14 protein-coding genes and 1 pseudogene are annotated in these 15186 nt (G+C 65.9%); 10 read left to right on the plus strand and 5 right to left on the minus strand.

The window, feature by feature from the left end:
• Positions 1-121: 121 nt before the first annotated feature.
• Positions 122-970 (plus strand): IclR family transcriptional regulator, encoded by an 849-nt coding sequence (locus J7I85_RS23955; RefSeq protein ID WP_214858195.1) that lies wholly within the window; start codon positions 122-124, stop codon positions 968-970.
• A 63-nt stretch (positions 971-1033) separates the two neighbouring features.
• Here the strand turns inward: J7I85_RS23955 and J7I85_RS23960 are convergent, their stop codons facing one another.
• Positions 1034-2296, minus strand: coding sequence for a glycoside hydrolase family 1 protein (locus J7I85_RS23960; RefSeq protein ID WP_214858197.1), 1263 nt, complete (start codon positions 2294-2296; stop codon positions 1034-1036).
• Positions 2297-2453: 157 nt separating this feature from the next.
• Here J7I85_RS23960 and J7I85_RS23965 point away from each other — a divergent pair, with 157 nt between their 5' ends.
• Positions 2454-3074: a TetR/AcrR family transcriptional regulator gene (locus J7I85_RS23965; RefSeq protein ID WP_214858199.1), complete on the plus strand. Its 621-nt coding sequence runs from the start codon at positions 2454-2456 to the stop codon at positions 3072-3074.
• Between the two features lie 12 nt (positions 3075-3086).
• On the opposite strand, the gene J7I85_RS23970 is transcribed toward J7I85_RS23965, so the two are convergent.
• Positions 3087-3731: a TetR/AcrR family transcriptional regulator gene (locus J7I85_RS23970; protein ID WP_214858201.1), complete on the minus strand. Its 645-nt coding sequence runs from the start codon at positions 3729-3731 to the stop codon at positions 3087-3089.
• Between the two features lie 102 nt (positions 3732-3833).
• On the opposite strand from J7I85_RS23970, the gene J7I85_RS23975 reads away from it, so the two are divergent.
• The 3 genes and pseudogenes from J7I85_RS23975 (at position 3834) to J7I85_RS23995 (ending at position 7389) form a co-directional block, all read left to right on the plus strand.
• On the plus strand, positions 3834-4838 hold the full coding sequence (locus J7I85_RS23975) for an EAL domain-containing protein (protein ID WP_214858203.1): 1005 nt from the start codon (positions 3834-3836) through the stop codon (positions 4836-4838).
• Between the two features lie 231 nt (positions 4839-5069).
• Positions 5070-6440, plus strand: a pseudogene (locus J7I85_RS25435) (family 78 glycoside hydrolase catalytic domain); the annotation flags it as partial.
• Entirely contained in the window at positions 6322-7389 is a 1068-nt protein-coding gene (locus tag J7I85_RS23995) for an alpha-L-rhamnosidase C-terminal domain-containing protein (RefSeq protein ID WP_214858207.1), read from the plus strand. The pseudogene J7I85_RS25435 and the gene J7I85_RS23995, both read left to right, overlap by 119 nt.
• Here J7I85_RS23995 and hxlA read toward each other — a convergent pair.
• Together hxlA and hxlB are read right to left on the minus strand one after the other, a co-directional pair.
• On the minus strand, positions 7386-8009 hold the full coding sequence (gene hxlA / locus J7I85_RS24000; RefSeq protein WP_190608977.1) for a 3-hexulose-6-phosphate synthase: 624 nt from the start codon (positions 8007-8009) through the stop codon (positions 7386-7388). The genes J7I85_RS23995 and hxlA overlap by 4 nt on opposite strands.
• Before the next feature lie 75 nt (positions 8010-8084).
• Complete coding sequence (gene hxlB, locus J7I85_RS24005) at positions 8085-8702, minus strand: 6-phospho-3-hexuloisomerase (protein WP_214858209.1); 618 nt, start codon at positions 8700-8702, stop codon at positions 8085-8087.
• 140 nt (positions 8703-8842) lie between these two features.
• On the opposite strand from hxlB, the gene J7I85_RS24010 reads away from it, so the two are divergent.
• From J7I85_RS24010 to J7I85_RS24025, 4 genes are all read left to right on the plus strand, one after another.
• Positions 8843-10162 carry a response regulator transcription factor family protein gene (locus tag J7I85_RS24010; RefSeq protein WP_214858245.1) on the plus strand — a complete coding sequence of 440 codons (1320 nt, stop codon included), beginning with the start codon at positions 8843-8845 and terminating at the stop codon, positions 10160-10162.
• 13 nt (positions 10163-10175) lie between these two features.
• Entirely contained in the window at positions 10176-10748 is a 573-nt protein-coding gene (locus J7I85_RS24015) for a GNAT family N-acetyltransferase (protein ID WP_214858217.1), read from the plus strand.
• A 78-nt stretch (positions 10749-10826) separates the two neighbouring features.
• Positions 10827-11636, plus strand: coding sequence for an IclR family transcriptional regulator (locus J7I85_RS24020; RefSeq protein WP_214858219.1), 810 nt, complete (start codon positions 10827-10829; stop codon positions 11634-11636).
• Positions 11637-12085: 449 nt separating this feature from the next.
• Positions 12086-13984, plus strand: a complete 1899-nt coding sequence (locus J7I85_RS24025; protein WP_214858221.1) for a BCCT family transporter — start codon at positions 12086-12088, stop codon at positions 13982-13984.
• Positions 13985-14160: 176 nt separating this feature from the next.
• Here J7I85_RS24025 and J7I85_RS24030 read toward each other — a convergent pair whose 3' ends face one another.
• The gene (locus J7I85_RS24030) at positions 14161-14484 is read right to left on the minus strand and encodes a DUF6457 domain-containing protein (protein WP_214858223.1); all 324 of its coding nucleotides are present in this window, start codon (positions 14482-14484) and stop codon (positions 14161-14163) included.
• Between the two features lie 354 nt (positions 14485-14838).
• On the opposite strand from J7I85_RS24030, the gene J7I85_RS24035 reads away from it, so the two are divergent.
• The coding region (locus J7I85_RS24035; RefSeq protein WP_214858232.1) for an alcohol dehydrogenase catalytic domain-containing protein at positions 14839-15186 on the plus strand (348 nt) is incomplete at its 3' end.

A 15186-nucleotide genomic window follows, 5' to 3' on the forward strand; every position in this document is an offset into this window, starting at 1 on the left:
GGTGACCGGCTTCTTCAAGAATCCTTGGGACAGGCCCATGGGCCACACGGGAATTTCATTGGTTGAAACGATATTGTGGTGCTGGTCACTCAGTTGAACGACTCGAGGGCTGAACGAAGGGATGGCAGTGGCGGAAGAAGCAGGACTGGAAGCTGCAGGACCGGAAGCCGAAGCTCGGCAGCGCGGGAAGCGCCCTAAACAAGGTGAACCGGTGATTGACCGGGCGCTAAGCCTGCTCGCTGTATTCACCGACCGCCGTCGGGCCTTGACGCTTTCCGAGATGGCCCGCCATGCCGGCATGCCGGCGCCGACGGCGCTGCGCCTCATTGCCCGGCTCGTGGCGTGGGGTGCCCTGGAGCGGCTAGAGGACGGGCGTTACGTCGTGGGCGTGCGGCTATGGGAGGTGGCGTCCCTGTCGCCCCGCGGGCACGGCGTCCGGGAGATCGCCCTGCCGTACCTCGAGGACCTTTTTGCGGTGACGCGGCACCACGTGCTGCTGGCCGTCCGGGACAAGGGCGAGGCCGTGCTCATCGAGCGGTTGTCCTCGAAGGAGGCCACCGAGGTGGCGTACCGGGTGGGCGGCCGGGCGCCGCTGCGGTCGACGGCGGTGGGCCTGGTGCTGCTGGCCGGCGCCGACGCGGCATTCCAGGAAGCGGTCATCCGGCAGCCGCCGGACGCGGAGGCCGGCGTGGACGCCATGCCGGAGGGGCAGCTGCGGCGCACCCTGTCCGATGTACGGCGCACCGGCGTCGCCATGATCCGGAGGTCCGCGCCGTCCCGGACGGTGTCCGTCGCCTCGCCGATTTTTGATGCCGAAGGGTCCGTGGCCGCAGCGCTGTCCATCGTGGTTCCCGACGGCGGCACTCCCCCCAATGTCCTGGCGCCGGCCGTCCAGGCGGCAGCAAGGGCGGTCTCCCGAAACCTGGGCTACAACGCGCAGCCCACGGAGGGGATCTCGGCCAGGCGTTAGCCACGGCCGCCGGCGGCCCCACCATGAGGTGTGGACCGCCGTCGGGCTTTTGTTGGGGCTGTTTCAGCTCACCGTGGTGAGCCGCTCCTGGGCAGCCCGCGCCACGCCGCCGAGGAAGTGGGCGCTGGGCTTGGGGGTGCGCTCCTGGGTGGTGCGGTCGACGGCGATAAGGCCGAACTTGGGCCGGTAGCCGAAGATCCACTCGAAGTTGTCGAAGGCCGTCCAGGCGATGTAGCCGCGGACGTCGATGCCGTCGGCGAGGCAGGCAGCGACCCCCGCGACTGCCGCGCGGAGGTACTCCACCCGCTGGGTGTCATCGTCCGTGGCCAGCCCGTTCTCGGTGACCATGACGGGGATGCCGGCGATCCGGTCGGCCTCGCGGATGGTCACCTCGAGGGCCTGCGGGTAGATCTCCTCCCCCATCGCGTTGGTGGCTGCGCCATCGGGAGCCGGGGCCACGCCGTCGGGGCCGAACACGGTCCGGCCGTAGGTCTGGATGCCCACGAAGTCATCGCCGCGGGATGCTTCGAGGAAGCGTTCGTTGACGTCCCGCCGCACCTGGTCCGCCACGTGCTTGCCGCCCTCGGCCGCCTGGATGTCGGAGTTCGCGAGGGTCCAGCCGACCAGCAGCTCCGGCCGGTGCGCTTTGATGGCGTCCCGTCCGGCGCGATGGGCCGCCAGCTTGGTGTCGAAGCCGGCGTCGGACACGGTGAACTGGAAGGGCGCAACCCTGGCTGCTGCAATGCCGAGCCGCTCCGCCGCCGCCGACCAGAGCGGCACGTCCGCGCGCCGCTCCGCCGGTTCGCCGCCGATGCCGAGGGCCTTGAGGAGCCACGGCAGGTTGGGTTCGTTGAGGGTGCAGGCGACGCCGATGAGGTCGCCGAGGTGTTCCGTCACGCGGCTGCAGTAGCGCGCGAAGCGTTCCGGCGTGGCTTCGTCCTCCCAGCCTCCCGCGGCCAGAAGCCAGCGTGGTGAGGTGAAGTGGTGGTAGGTGACCACCGGGGTCAGCCCGTGCTCGTGGCACGTTTCAAGCACCCGCCGGTAGTGGTCGAGTTCCGCGATGGAGAAGTGACCTTCCTCGGGTTCGATGCGCGCCCACTCCAGCGAGAAGCGGTAGGTGGTGAATCCGAGCGAGGCGATCAGGGCGATGTCCTCGCGGTAGCGGTGGTAGTGGTCGATGGCATCCCCGGACGGCTCGGCGAAGATCGTGCCCGGCAGGTGTTCGAGGAGCCAGGTGTCGCTGTTGGTGTTGTTCCCCTCCACCTGGTGGGCCGCCGTGGCCACACCCCAGAGGAAGTTGTCGGGGAAGTGCTGGAGGCCTGTCATGGAATTTCCTTTCTGCGGTTGAGCTCCACCTTAGGGAAACATATTCCAACTTGGAATACTTTGGGAGGAATTTCTTGACCAAAGTGGAAAAGAAACTTGGTAATCTCGTGGAAGGCAAACTTCGGCCAAGGCGGCCACGGCCGGGAGGAGGCGCAGCATGACGGAGACGACGGCACGGCAGCCGGCCCGCAGCGGCCGGCGGGCACCCTACGCCAACGGCGAGCGCAAGCGGGCCGAGCTGGTGGACGCGGCCTTTGCGGTTTTCGCGGAAAAGGGCTTCCAGCGACTGTCGATCCGCCAGATCGCCGAGGAAATCGGGACGAGCCACACCGCGCTGCTGCACCATTTCGGGAGCAAGGACGCACTGCTGGAGGCCGTCCTGGTCCGGCGCGAGGAGCAGGAAGGCCCTTGGCGGCGCACGCTGCTGGAGGAACAGGGCCTGCTGGAAACCGTGCCGGAGGTGATGCGCCACAACGCCGCGATCCGCGGCGTGATCCAACTGGATGCCACCCTGCGCGCCGAGGCCGTCCGCCCGGACCATCCGGCCCACGACTTCATCCGGCGCCGCGACGAGGACATCATCGGCTCACTGCATGCAGAGATCGAGCGGGAGGTTGTGGCCGGCCGCATTCTGCCGGGCCTCGATCCCGCCGTTCTGGCGCGGCAAATCGCTGCGCTGATCGAAGGCGTCCAGCTGGCGTGGCTATACGACGAGTCCGTGGACATGGCCGCGCACCTGGAAGGGTTCCTACAGTTGGTTAAGGCGCCCGGCGCCTAGGGTTCCCGGCCCTCAGAGGCTTGGTTCGCCGTCGTCCCCGTTTACCAGAACCGAGCGGGCCAGCCGGCGGGCGTAGTCCCGGATCCCTTCGACCAGATCCAGCCCACCTCCGGAGAGTACCCACTGCAGCTGCAGCCCGTCGCTGACGGCAATAATTTCCCGCGCGATTGCCTGGGCATCGGTATCCGGCCGAAAGAAGCCACGCTCTACCCCGCGGGCGAGGAGCATCGCGGTCTCGTTCACGGCCTGCTCATACCACTTGCCGTACAGCTGGTGGGCCGGGGTGGACGGATCAGCGGCTTCAGCCGAAACCAGCACGAAGAGCTCGATCAGCCCCGGCTCCGCCACAAGCCTGCGTGTGGATTCCACCATGGACCGGAACAGTTCATGCGGATCGTCACCGCCGTCGGCCTGGACGGAGCTCCACCACAGCGCAGTCTGCTCCAGCCGCCGCTCGGCGACCGCCAGCAGAAGGTGCTTCTTGGAGCGGAAGTGGTGCAGCAGGCCGCTTTCGCTGAGTCCGACGTCGGCAGCAACCTGCGACAGCGGCACCCGGTGATAGCCAGAAGCTGCAAAGAGCCGCGTGGCAGCGTCCAGAATCTCCGCGCGCTTGGTCCTGCCTACCTCGTAGCTGCCTGTTTTTCGCCTCGTCCGCACCGCTTTAGGGTAGCGGCCCGAACTGCTTCAACGTAAAGGACGGCCACAGCTCCGGCGTCCCCTCGATCGCGGCATCAACTACCGAGGAGTAATGTGAAGGCCATGGACGAGTCGTCTCAGGACGGTGAACATACACCGCAATTTTTCCGCAACGTGGACGGAGAAACACTCCGGCGCCAGGTGCTGGAGATCATCAGCGATGTCCTGGCAGACTCCGATCCGCAGAAGGCCTGGGCCAGGGAGCAACTGCTCCACCTGCTGGCGGCCCACATGGACGACCCCGAACAGGCGCTGCTGCACCACCTGATCAGCACCAGGAACGTCCCCGATTCTTCACATGAGGAATCATCGGAGGATTCTTCCGGGCATACCCCGGCCGCACCGGGAAAGAGGATGCTGCTGACGGCCTTCCAGCCCATCAGGCAACTGCCGGGCGGAGAAGTGATCGGGGTTGAGGCGCTGGCACGGTTCGTCAGCCATGAAGGGACCAGTGCAGACGTCTGGTTCCGGGGAGCCGCGGCTATGGGACTGGGGCCGGACCTGGAAATTGCAGCCCTGCACCTCGCTCTTTCCGCGGCAGGAGAAATTCCGCCACACATTTTCGCGTCATTCAACCTCAGCCCCACCGCCTGCGCCGATCCCCGCGTTCAGGCACTGATGCTGGGAGGGACCGTCGACCCGGGCAGGATAGTCATCGAAATCATGGGCGACATAACGGACCGGGACCTGACGGCCCTCACCGCGGTCCTGAGCCCGCTGCGCCAACACGGTGTGCGTCTGGCCGTGGACGGCTCCGGACCGGCGGCCACCTCGGCGAAGCAGATCCTCCATCTGCTCCCCGACATCATCAAAGTCGACCGCGACTTCCTCGCCGGTGCCGTCGCTTCAGGACACCAGCCAGCCACACCCCCCTTCGTTTTCGCACTGGCCGAGCAGACTGGCGCGACACTGTCCGCGGAAGGAATCGAGAGCCCAGAGGAACTCGCCGCCGTTGTGGAATTGGGAATCGCCAGAGGCCAGGGCTACCTGCTCGGCAGGCCCTCGGTGGATCCCCGGGACTGGGCAGCGTGGACCGGCCAAGCTGATCCGGCGGAGGACCGCGGATAAAAACAGTGCGTACTCGGTTTTTATCGGCTACTCTTTGAGCACACTTTTCAAGGAGAAACCGTGACTGCCACCACTTCCCACACCTCCATCCAGAATGCCCTCCGTGATGCCGCCTGGATTTCCCCCGTAGAGACGGGCTGCACGAAGGCCGGCAACCGGCCCGCCTACTGGCTCCGGGGTACCTTCAACTGGACCCCGGACGCCCCGAAGGCTGCCAATGAACGGGCTGTTGTGCATGCCACCGCCCACGGCATCTACGAGCTCTTCGTCAATGGAACGCGCGTTGGCGAGGACGAACTGGCTCCGGGCTTCACGTCCTACCGGAAGCGACTCCAGGTGCAGCAGTGGGACATCACCGAGCTGCTGGTCAGCGGCGAAAACGTTGTTGCCGCCCTGCTGTCGGACGGGTGGTTCCGTGGCAGGCACGGCTTCGAGCGCCGGCCGGACGGCTTCGGCACCGAGACCGCCTTCCTGGCCTCGGTCACCAACGCCCCCGGCACGGAGACTTTCCTCAGCACCGGCGAAAGCTGGCTCTGCCGCGAAAGCCACATCACCCGCGCCGACCTGATGGACGGGCAGACCACCGATTTCCGCCGCCACGATCCTGCCTGGCTCAGCCCGTCCGGCTCTGCCGGGACAGCGGGAACGACGGCGGAGGGCTGGGTTCCGGTGGTCCGGCCAGCCGGTCCGCTGAACGAGGACCGCTCCCGGCTGGTCCGGCCGGTCTCGCCGCCGGCGCGGCGCATCGAGGAGTTGCCACCCGTCGCGGTGGCAACCCCGGCGCCGGGCATCACCGTCGTCGATTTCGGGCAGAACATTAACGGCTGGGTCCGGCTGGGCAGCCTGGGGCCGGAAGGGACGCGGACGGTCCTCCGGCATGGCGAGGTTTTGGACGATGCCGGGCTGGTTTCAACAGAGAACCTTCGGGCCTTCAACTTCGCCACCAAGACGCCTTTGCCTGCCGGACAGGTCGACGAGGCTGTCTCTGCCGGCCGGCCGGAGGACGTCTTCGAGCCCCGGCACACCACACACGGCTTCCGCTACGTCCAGGTCGAGGGCCAACCCGGGCCCCTCGCTGCCGAGGACATCGCCGCCGTCGTGGTGCACACACCCCTCGACCGCACCGGCTGGTTTGAATGCAGCGATCCGCGGCTGAACGCCCTGCATGACGCCATCTCCTGGAGCTTCCGCGGCAATGCCTGCGAGGTGCCCACCGACTGCCCGCAACGGGAGAGGTCGGGCTTCACGGGCGACTGGCAGGTTTTCGTGGACACGGCGGCCCTGATGTTCGATGTTGCCGCGTTCAGCGAAAAGTGGCTCAGGGATCTCGCGGCCGACCAGCGGCCCGACGGGCGGGTGCCCACGATCGTGCCCAACCCCGCCGGCGACGGCCCCTCCGGCAACGCCTTCGAAGACATGGCCGCGGGCTCGGCCGGCTGGGGTGATGCCGCCGTGCTCGTCCCGTGGTCCCTCTGGCGAGCTTATGGGGACAAGCTGGCGCTGGCCCGGGCGTTCCCGTCCATGCGCGGATGGGTCGACTACGCTGCCGCGGCCGCGGCCGGCGCCCGCCATCCGGAACGGTCCGGCCGGCGTCCCGTGCCGCTGGCGCACGAGGAGTTCCTGTGGGACACCGGCTTCCATTTCGGGGAGTGGCTCGAGCCGGACAGCCCCGCCCAAACCGGACCCGTCACGGGACCACGGGATCGTCGCCACGGCCTACCTGTTCCGCTCCGCCAGCGTCCTGGCAGGTGCTGCCAAGGTGCTGGGGGACGCGGCCGCGGCAGCAAAATATGGAGCCCTGGCAGAGCAGGTGCTGGCCGCCTGGCGGATGGAGTACCTGGACCAAAACGGCATCCTGGGCGAGGAGTCCCAGGGGCACCATGTTCGTGCCCTGGCCTTCGGGCTGGTGCCGGAAGCTCTTGCGCACAGGACGGCGGCCCGGCTGGTGGAGCTAATCCGCGGCAACGGGAGCCGGCTCGGCACCGGGTTCCTGGCCACGGGGCTGCTGCTGCCCGTCCTTGCCGACCACGGTTACCTGGACGTCGCCTACGAGCTGCTGCTCTCCACCGGGACGCCTTCCTGGCTGGGAATGTTGGAGGCCGGTGCCACCACCATGTGGGAGTGGTGGGACGGGGTGACGGACCAGGGTGCCCGCGGTTCCCTGAACCATTACAGCAAGGGCGCGGTGGGGTCGTTCCTGTACACCCACATGGCCGGCATCCGCCTGCCGGAGGATCCGGCACCGGAGGAGACCGCCTACCGGCGGGTGACTATCGCCCCGCAACCCGGCGGCGGAATCACGTCGGCCAGCGCCGCCGTCGTAACTTCCCAAGGCCGCATCAGCGTTGCCTGGACGCTTGGGCACGGGCAGTTCACGCTCGAAGTGGACCTGCCCGACGGCGTTCGGGCCGCCGTCGAGCTCCCGGACGGCAGCAGCAGGCCGGTGTTCGGAGGAAGGCATCACTTTTCCTGCCAGCTGGTTGGGCGCGCCGAAACTCACCTAAGTACGGTTCGTTTCGGCACGCCCGCCCTGCAGCTGGACCAGACTTAGATGATCGCCGCGCGCAGTTCCTTGGCGGCCAGTTCCGGGTCAGCGGCGCTGTAGATGGCACCGCCGGCGACGGCCACATCGGCGCCCGCCCGCTGGACGGCTTCGATCGTGGAGAGGTTCACGCCGCCGGCGACGGAGAACGGGACGCGGGCTTCCTCGCCGGCGCTCAGCAGCACGTTCAGGTTGTAGCCGGGCTGGGCCTGCTCGTCCAGGCCGGCGTGCATCTCGACGAACTTCGCGCCCAGGGCGCGGACTTCCTTGGCGCGGGTCACCTTGTCCTTGATGCCGATCAGGTCCACAACGACACCCTTGCTGTGGGCCTTGGCTGCCTTGACGGCACCGGCGATGGTGGAGTCGTCGGCGGCGCCCAGCACGGTGATCAGGTCGGCGCCGGCCTTGAAGGCGATGTCGGCTTCGAGTTCGCCGGCGTCCATCGTCTTGAGGTCCGCGAAAACGATCTTGTCCGGGTGGGCGTTCTTGATGGCGGTAATTGCGGAAAGCCCTTCGCTCTTCACCAGGGGCGTTCCGAGCTCGATGATGTCAACGTGCTCGGCCACCTTGCCGGCAAGTTCGAGGGCGGCTTCGGTGGTGAGGAGGTCGATTGCGACTTGCAGTTTCATGTGTTTTTCCTTGATTTGAGAGGGTTTTTGGTGAATTGGTGGCGTGAGGGGCTTGCTGGGTTCGGAGCCGCAGCGCTACTCGAGGTTTGCGTGGCGCAGCCAGAGGTCTTCCGCAGCTGCGGCATCCTCATCCCAGAGGCTTTGGAACACTGCCTCGGTGGTGATGAACAGCACCTGCTCGAACAGGCTCCCTGAGTACTGGCGCGAGACTGCTGACCCGTGATCCGTCTTCTGGACTCCCGGAATTACAACGACGGCGGACGCCGACTCCGCGAGCGGGGAACCGGGGTTCGTGGTGTAGACGGCCACCCGCGCGCCTTGGGCGGCAGCGGTCTGGGCTGCCTTCACGACGCTTGACGTCGTGCCGGAGCCGGAGGCGGCCAGCAGGACATCTCCGGTGCGGATGGCGGGTGCGGTGGTCTCGCCCACCACGTGCACCGTCAACCCCAGGTGCATGAGCCTCATGGCGGCCATCTTCAGGACGAGGCCGCTGCGGCCCGCGCCCGTGACGAAGATCCGTTCTGCGTCCTTGATTTCCGACGCCAGGGCGGCAACCTGCTCCGGATCCACCCGGGCGGCGGTCCGCTGGATCTCATCCAGGACCAGGAGCTGGTTCCTGGTGACCGCTGCTGCCGGAACTGCGGTGGACGTTCCTGCCGGTGCGGCGGGAAGGGTGTCGGTGATGACACTCAAGGGTTACCTCCTTCGGGACGATATTGCCTTTCCATCTTCGGATGCTAAACGGGTGGGCGCCACGGCATGATCGGACGGTTTAACCCACCCAAAGGGATAGGCATCGCCACGGATTCCAATACAATGGACGGGTGTCCGCTATCACCGAAGCCACCAGCCCTCCCTCCGCGCCCGAGACCGCCGAAGGCCTGAAGCCCCTGCTTCAGGCGATCGCGCGGCTGTCCGCGGCTCCGCTGTCCCAGATTGCACAGCGCTTGCACCAGGCCACCCTCCCTTACCTGCGGAGCAGCGCCCTGGTGATCTTTACCGAAGACTGCACGGGCCGGCCGCAGAAGAAGTCCGGCGACGAGGCCGTCATCAGCCAGGTGTCCATCGCCGAACTAGACGCCATCCGGGCGACACTTTCAGAAAGCGAAACGTGGCATGGCCGGACACCGATCGGCGGTCGGGAGCGCCCTGTCCTTGCCCTCCCCTCGCCCACAAATGCGCTTCTGGTTCTGGTCGATCCCCAGCCGGTGGCGGGCGAAGCCGGTGCGGGACTTTCCGGGCAGGAAGTTCCGGTGCCATGGCTGGTCCGCTACCTGTGGACCCTCGCGGCCGAGCGTATCCGCGAAAAGGTGGCGGATGCACCGCCGTCGTATCTCATCGAATCCCGGGCGGCGTCCGCCGAACGGGTCAGGGTGACGGCGGAGTTGGTGGACCGGCATTCGACGACGCTGGAGACCCTGCTCGCGGCGCTGCGCTCCCCCTCCCTGACTGACGAGGTGGCACGGAAGTCCGCCACGGACGTCGCCGCCAAGGCCCTGGTGGAACTGCGGACCCTAAACGACCGCACTACAGAACTCGTCGAAGAACCTGTTGCGACGGCGTTCCAGCGCCTCCGTGAGGATCTTCGCCCGCTCATGCACTTCAGCGGCATCGACGTCCAGTTCATCGAGCCGCCGGTCAATGGCCGGGCACTTCCCGGGGAAGTTGCGCATGCTGCCCGGGCCATCGTCAGGGGCCTCGTGCTGGCCATGGTTGAACAGCCGGACGTGCGGCGCATCCGCACCCAGTGGGATTGCGACGGCGAGAACCTCCTCATCAACGTCCGCGATGACGGCCTGGGCAGCCTTTCCGCCGAGGCCCCCAGCATCGCCCGCCTGGCGCAACGGGTGGAGGTCCTGGACGGCCGGATGACGATTGACTTGATGCAGGGGTGGGGTGCCGACGTCGCCGTCACACTTCCGCTGGACCCGCCCGGGCGCAAGCTGCCCGACGTCGCTGCCTGGAACCTGGGCGACCGCGAACTCGAGGTCCTGCAGCTGCTCGCAGCCGGGCAGCGCAACCGGGCGATTGCGGCCAAGCTGCACGTCAGCGAGAACACCGTGAAGTTCCACCTCCGCAACATCTACCGCAAGCTCGGCGCCACGTCGCGCACCGAGGCGATCGCCTTGGCGCATAGCAACGGCCTGCGCTAGGGAAACTGGCGGCATGGCGATCGAAGTTCGTCCGGCAACGCAGTTTGAGGACGTGAAAGCGGTGGTGGGGCCCAAGCGGCCCGATGCGACCGTGTGCTGGTGCCTGAGCTACCGCATCCCGTCAAAGCAGAACGTTGAGCTGCAGGGCACGGCCCGCGGGGACCTGGTCCAGGAACTGCTTAAGCAGGATCCGCCACCTGGGGTGCTGGCGTACGACGGCGGCGAGGTAGTCGGGTGGGCAGGCGCCCATCCGCGCGCCGACACCAGCTTCGCCCGCAACCGCCGGATCCCGCACGTGGACGATCTGGACGTGTGGTCGGTGTGGTGCATCCGGGTCCGGCCGGGGTACCGGGGAAGGGGAATCTCCCATCGGCTGTTGCAGGGCGCCGTCGACTTTGCGCGCTCCTACGGCGCGCCTGCCATCGAGGGTTATCCGGTGGACAACGAAGGCAAGAAGGTGGACCTCACCATGGCCTACGTGGGCACCCGCAAACTCTTCGAGAAGGCCGGTTTCACCAAGGCCGCCGACACCGGCTCCGTCCTCAACGGCTTCCCGCGGGTGCTCATGCGCCTTGAGCTGGGCTGATTGAGCATGACGCCCGACGCCGTTACCCGGCTTAACGCGATGTGGGCCCCGTCACACTTCCCGGCATAGGATCAGGACATGGCTTCGAACAATGTCCTTGAATCCGACGCCGAGGGCGAGGGCGGCCAGCAGGGCGGCGTCCAGTCCGTCGACAGGGCGCTCGCTGTGCTGGAGATACTGGCCCGCGACGGCCATGCAGGCGTGAGCGAAATCGCCGAGGAAATGGGCATCCACAAGTCGACAGTTTCCAGGCTGCTCGGTTCGCTCGTAGTCCGGGAGATGGTTCATCAGAACAGCGAACGGGGCAAGTATCAGCTGGGGTTTGGCATCCTGCGGCTCGCCAGTTCCATTCCCGGCCGGCTGAGCCTGGTCCGCGAGGCACGCCCGGTACTCGAAAACCTGGCCGAGGAATTCAAGGAAACCGTCAACCTCGCCGTTTTACGATCCAATTACGCCGTCAACGTGGACCAGGCGATGGGGCCATCAACTCTGGCCACCTACGACTGGGTGGGAAGCCTGACTCCCTTGCACGCGACGTCGAGCGGGAAAGTCCTGCTCGCAGCGCTGACCGCAGATGAACGGGAGCGCATCCTGAAAGAGACAGGGCTGCCGGCCCGGACGCCGCGGACCATCACCAGGCGCGACAAACTCGAAAAGCAGCTGATCGACGTCGCCCACGACGGCTATGCAGTGGTCCTCGAGGAGTTCGAAATAGGGCTGAACTCCATGGCGGTGCCGGTCTACAACCACCTGGGAACGGTGATCGGCGCGGTCAGCATCTCCGGCCCGGCCTTCCGCTTCGACCCGGAGAAGACACCCGGCCTCATCGAGGGCCTGGGGCAGGCCGGCCTGCGGATCAGCGCCAACATGGGTTACACGCGGCGTTAGATCGGCCCCTGCACCAGGTCACTCGGGTCGGCGTTGGCGCCGCAGAGGACCACGCAGACCTTCTCCTTCGATGAAGTTTTAGGCGTCGCACTGCCCCTCGGCGCCTGCGGCCTCGAGGTTTCTGGAAACTGCTTTTGCGCAACAGGACTCACGATAGGCAACAGACTCAGCATCATAGGCCCGCTGTCAAGAGGTGGCGGTGCAAGAGAAATGTTCTTGACAACGCGTGTGAGCTGGCGCACTCTGTTGCTGAAGGCGAAGTGTGTTGATTACTGCGGAACCAAATAGGCAACGCTCCGGCGAACTGCCGATCCGCATTCACGAGGTCAGGACCGTCGACGGCGACCGTCATGACCATCGACTCCGAGGACGAGCCGAACCGGACGCCGGGCGTAACCGCCAACGGCCACGGCTAAGCCGCCCCACATATTCAGTTAAGGAAACCCCTCATGACAATCAATAGTGACGTCACTATCGATGAAAGCAGTGAAGACGACCGGGCCTCGGGGGTGGAACCGGCGTTGGAACGAGAACCTGAAACTCCCCAGGAAGACCTGCAAATCCTTCAGGCCCTGCGGGAAACCGAATCAGAACACGAAGAAGCGCGGCGCAGCAGCCAGCTGTTCCGGAAGGGAGGCATTGACAAAGTAGTCTTCGGCGTCGCCGGACTGCTCACGGTGGCCTTTGTAATCTGGGGCTTTGCCGGCCGAGAGAACCTGGCCTCCACGTCCCAAGTGGTCCTTGACTGGGTCATGAAAAACACGGGCTGGCTGTTCGTTGCCCTCTCCTCGCTGTTCGTGGTCTACGTGCTGTGGCTGGCGATCAGCCGCTTCGGCAACATTCCGCTGGGGAAAGACGCGGAAAAGCCCGAGTACTCCATGGTCTCGTGGGTCTCGATGATGTTCGCGGCAGGCATGGGCATCGGCCTTATGTTCTACGGCGTGGCCGAGCCGCTTTACCACTACATCTCCCCGCCGCCGGGCACCGTGGACGGCCAGACTCCCGCGGCAGTCCAGACGGCGATGGCAACCTCGATCTTCCACTGGACCCTGCACCCGTGGGCCATGTACGCGGTGGTAGGCGTTGCCATGGCCTACGGAAGCTACCGCCTCGGCCGCAAGCAGCTCATTTCCACGGTCTTCACTTCGCTGTTCGGCATCCGCAGGGTGGAAGGCCCCCTCGGCAAGGTCATCAACATGCTGGCCATCTTCGCCACACTCTTCGGAACCGCCGCATCGCTCGGACTCGGTGCCCTGCAGATCGGCAGCGGCATGGCGTCCAACGGCTGGATCGGCGGCCAGCTTGCCACTCCCGTGCTCGTGGTTATCGTGGCCGTGCTTACAGCCTGCTTCGTGGCCTCGGCGGTCTCCGGCATCAGCCGCGGCATCCAGTGGCTTTCCAACATCAACATGGTCCTGGCTGCAGTCCTGGCCATCATCGTGTTCGTGGCCGGGCCAACGCTCTTCATCCTGAACCTGATCCCGGCGGCCGTCGGCGACTATGCACGGGACCTGGCCGAGATGGCCTCCCGGACTGAGGCCGTCGGCGATGACGCCCTGCGCACGTGGATGTCCGGCTGGACCATTTTCTACTGGGCCTGGTGGGTCTCCTGGACGCCCTTCGTCGGCCTGTTCATCGCCCGCATCAGCCGTGGCCGCACCATCCGCCAGTTCGTCACCGGCGTCCTGCTGGTCCCCAGCGTCGTCAGCGTGATCTGGTTCGGCATCTTTGGCGGGGCCGCCATCAACATCCAAGCCACCGCAGATGCCACCCCGGACACCGGCGATGGCCTGGCCAAGATCGTCGACGGGACTCCCTCGATTTCCTTCGACGGCGCCCTGTTCGACCTGCTCCACCACCTGCCCCTGCCCAACGCCATTGCCGGCGCGGTCGCCGTCCTGGCGATGGTCCTGGTGGCCATCTTCTTCGTCACCGGCGCCGATGCGGCCTCCATCGTGATGGGATCGCTCAGCTCCGACGGTGCTGAAGAACCACGCCGCGGAGTCGTCATCTTCTGGGGTGCCCTCACGGGAGCCGTCGCCGCAGTGATGCTCCTCGCCGGCGGTGACAAGCCTGCCGAGGCACTCGCCGGACTGCAACGGATCACCATCGTGTCAGCCCTGCCCTTCGTGCTTGTGATGTTCCTGATGTGCTTTGCACTCACGAGGGACCTGCGCCGGGACCCGCTGTCGCTGCGCGCGCGGTTGGTGACCTCCGTCGTCGAGCGCTCCATTCGCAGTGGGGTCGAACAGCACGGCGGCGTCCAGTTCGATCTGGTGACCAAGCACGAATGCGATGAACGGTGCGCCAAGAGTGAGCTTGATCCGGGCGGGGACAAGCAACACTGAGTACGATGCGGCCGGCTCCCGAAACGACGGGGAGCCGGCCGCTCTAACGCTGGGCCACTTATAGAAACGCACTCGCGGCCCACACTAGGAAAGGCATCTCATATGGCATCGGCGCCCACAAAGACACCGGTTGAAACGGAATCGGATGAAGAACGCTCCGTTGATGACTGCGACTATCAGGACTGTTTTTTCTGTTCCGGCCCCGAGACCGACTGACTGCTGGCTCGCTGCTCGCACAGCCCGAACGCGATGTCTGCGGCCCGGGCGGTCGCCGATCTGGACCCCTCAGAACCAGCGTTTCCTCTTCCGGCTTCATGGCCGGCCACGTAGCCCACCATGAAGGCTGTCACCGGCGCTGCAGCATGAATTACTGAATCCGCAGATTTCCTCGCCAGATCCAGCAGCAGCTCTTGATCGACGTCGAGATCAGGGATCTGCAACGCCCTCGCTAACTGCTCGCACCACTCGCCCAGGATCTGCATTTCATCGCTAACGGCCATGACTTCTCCTTATACAGAACACTTCCACTGGAAGCTGATGCACCGACCCTACAAGGCTATGACGACGTAAGTCACCGGGCTTTCCTAAACTGCGCCGTCATGGAACACGTCCACCTTTGCCGAGTGGATCGGGTACGTTGACGTCAGCAAATCCGCCGCATACGATCGCTTATATATCAGTTATTTGGCTCACAAATATCAACGGCATATCAGCCGCCTCTTGGGCCGCTGCCCCGAAGCCTCAAAGACATCCGACGGCCACCGCACGCTCCCCGCGAGGACAGCGTTGAGGCCTTCGCAAGAGTGACCGGTCAATTGTGACCGCCGCAGTACACCCGAAAGGAACATTAACTCATGGTTCATAAAGTCAAGGCTGTTGTTGTCAGGGCGAAGGACGCTCCGGTGTCGGTGGAGACGATCCTGGTGCCGGATCCGGGTCCGGGTGAGGCGCTGGTGGATGTCCTGACGTGCGGGGTGTGCCACACGGATCTGCATTACAAGCTGGGCGGGATTGGTGATGAGTTCCCGTATCTGCTGGGCCATGAGGCCACGGGTGTTGTTTCCGCGGTGGGTGAGGGTGTCACGGAGGTCGCCCCGGGTGACCGGGTGATTTTGAACTGGCGTGCGGTGTGCGGGCAGTGCCGGGCGTGTGCGAAGGGCCAGCCGCAGTACTGCTTCAATACCGCGAACGCGGTGCAGAAG

It is taken from the genome of Arthrobacter sp. ISL-65 (assembly GCF_018613795.1).
Lineage (GTDB): Bacteria > Actinomycetota > Actinomycetes > Actinomycetales > Micrococcaceae > Arthrobacter.

Coding starts and splice junctions, on each gene's coding strand:
- J7I85_RS23965 (WP_214858199.1), top strand. CDS start 2,454: ATGACGGAGACGACGGCACGGCAGCCGGCCCGCAGCGGCCGGCGGGCA.
- hxlA (WP_190608977.1), bottom strand. CDS start 8,009: ATGAAACTGCAAGTCGCAATCGACCTCCTCACCACCGAAGCCGCCCTC.
- J7I85_RS23975 (WP_214858203.1), top strand. CDS start 3,834: ATGGACGAGTCGTCTCAGGACGGTGAACATACACCGCAATTTTTCCGC.
- J7I85_RS24025 (WP_214858221.1), top strand. CDS start 12,086: ATGACAATCAATAGTGACGTCACTATCGATGAAAGCAGTGAAGACGAC.
- J7I85_RS23995 (WP_214858207.1), top strand. CDS start 6,322: ATGGGGACAAGCTGGCGCTGGCCCGGGCGTTCCCGTCCATGCGCGGAT.
- J7I85_RS23955 (WP_214858195.1), top strand. CDS start 122: ATGGCAGTGGCGGAAGAAGCAGGACTGGAAGCTGCAGGACCGGAAGCC.
- J7I85_RS24015 (WP_214858217.1), top strand. CDS start 10,176: ATGGCGATCGAAGTTCGTCCGGCAACGCAGTTTGAGGACGTGAAAGCG.
- J7I85_RS24030 (WP_214858223.1), bottom strand. CDS start 14,484: ATGGCCGTTAGCGATGAAATGCAGATCCTGGGCGAGTGGTGCGAGCAG.
- J7I85_RS24020 (WP_214858219.1), top strand. CDS start 10,827: ATGGCTTCGAACAATGTCCTTGAATCCGACGCCGAGGGCGAGGGCGGC.
- J7I85_RS23960 (WP_214858197.1), bottom strand. CDS start 2,296: ATGACAGGCCTCCAGCACTTCCCCGACAACTTCCTCTGGGGTGTGGCC.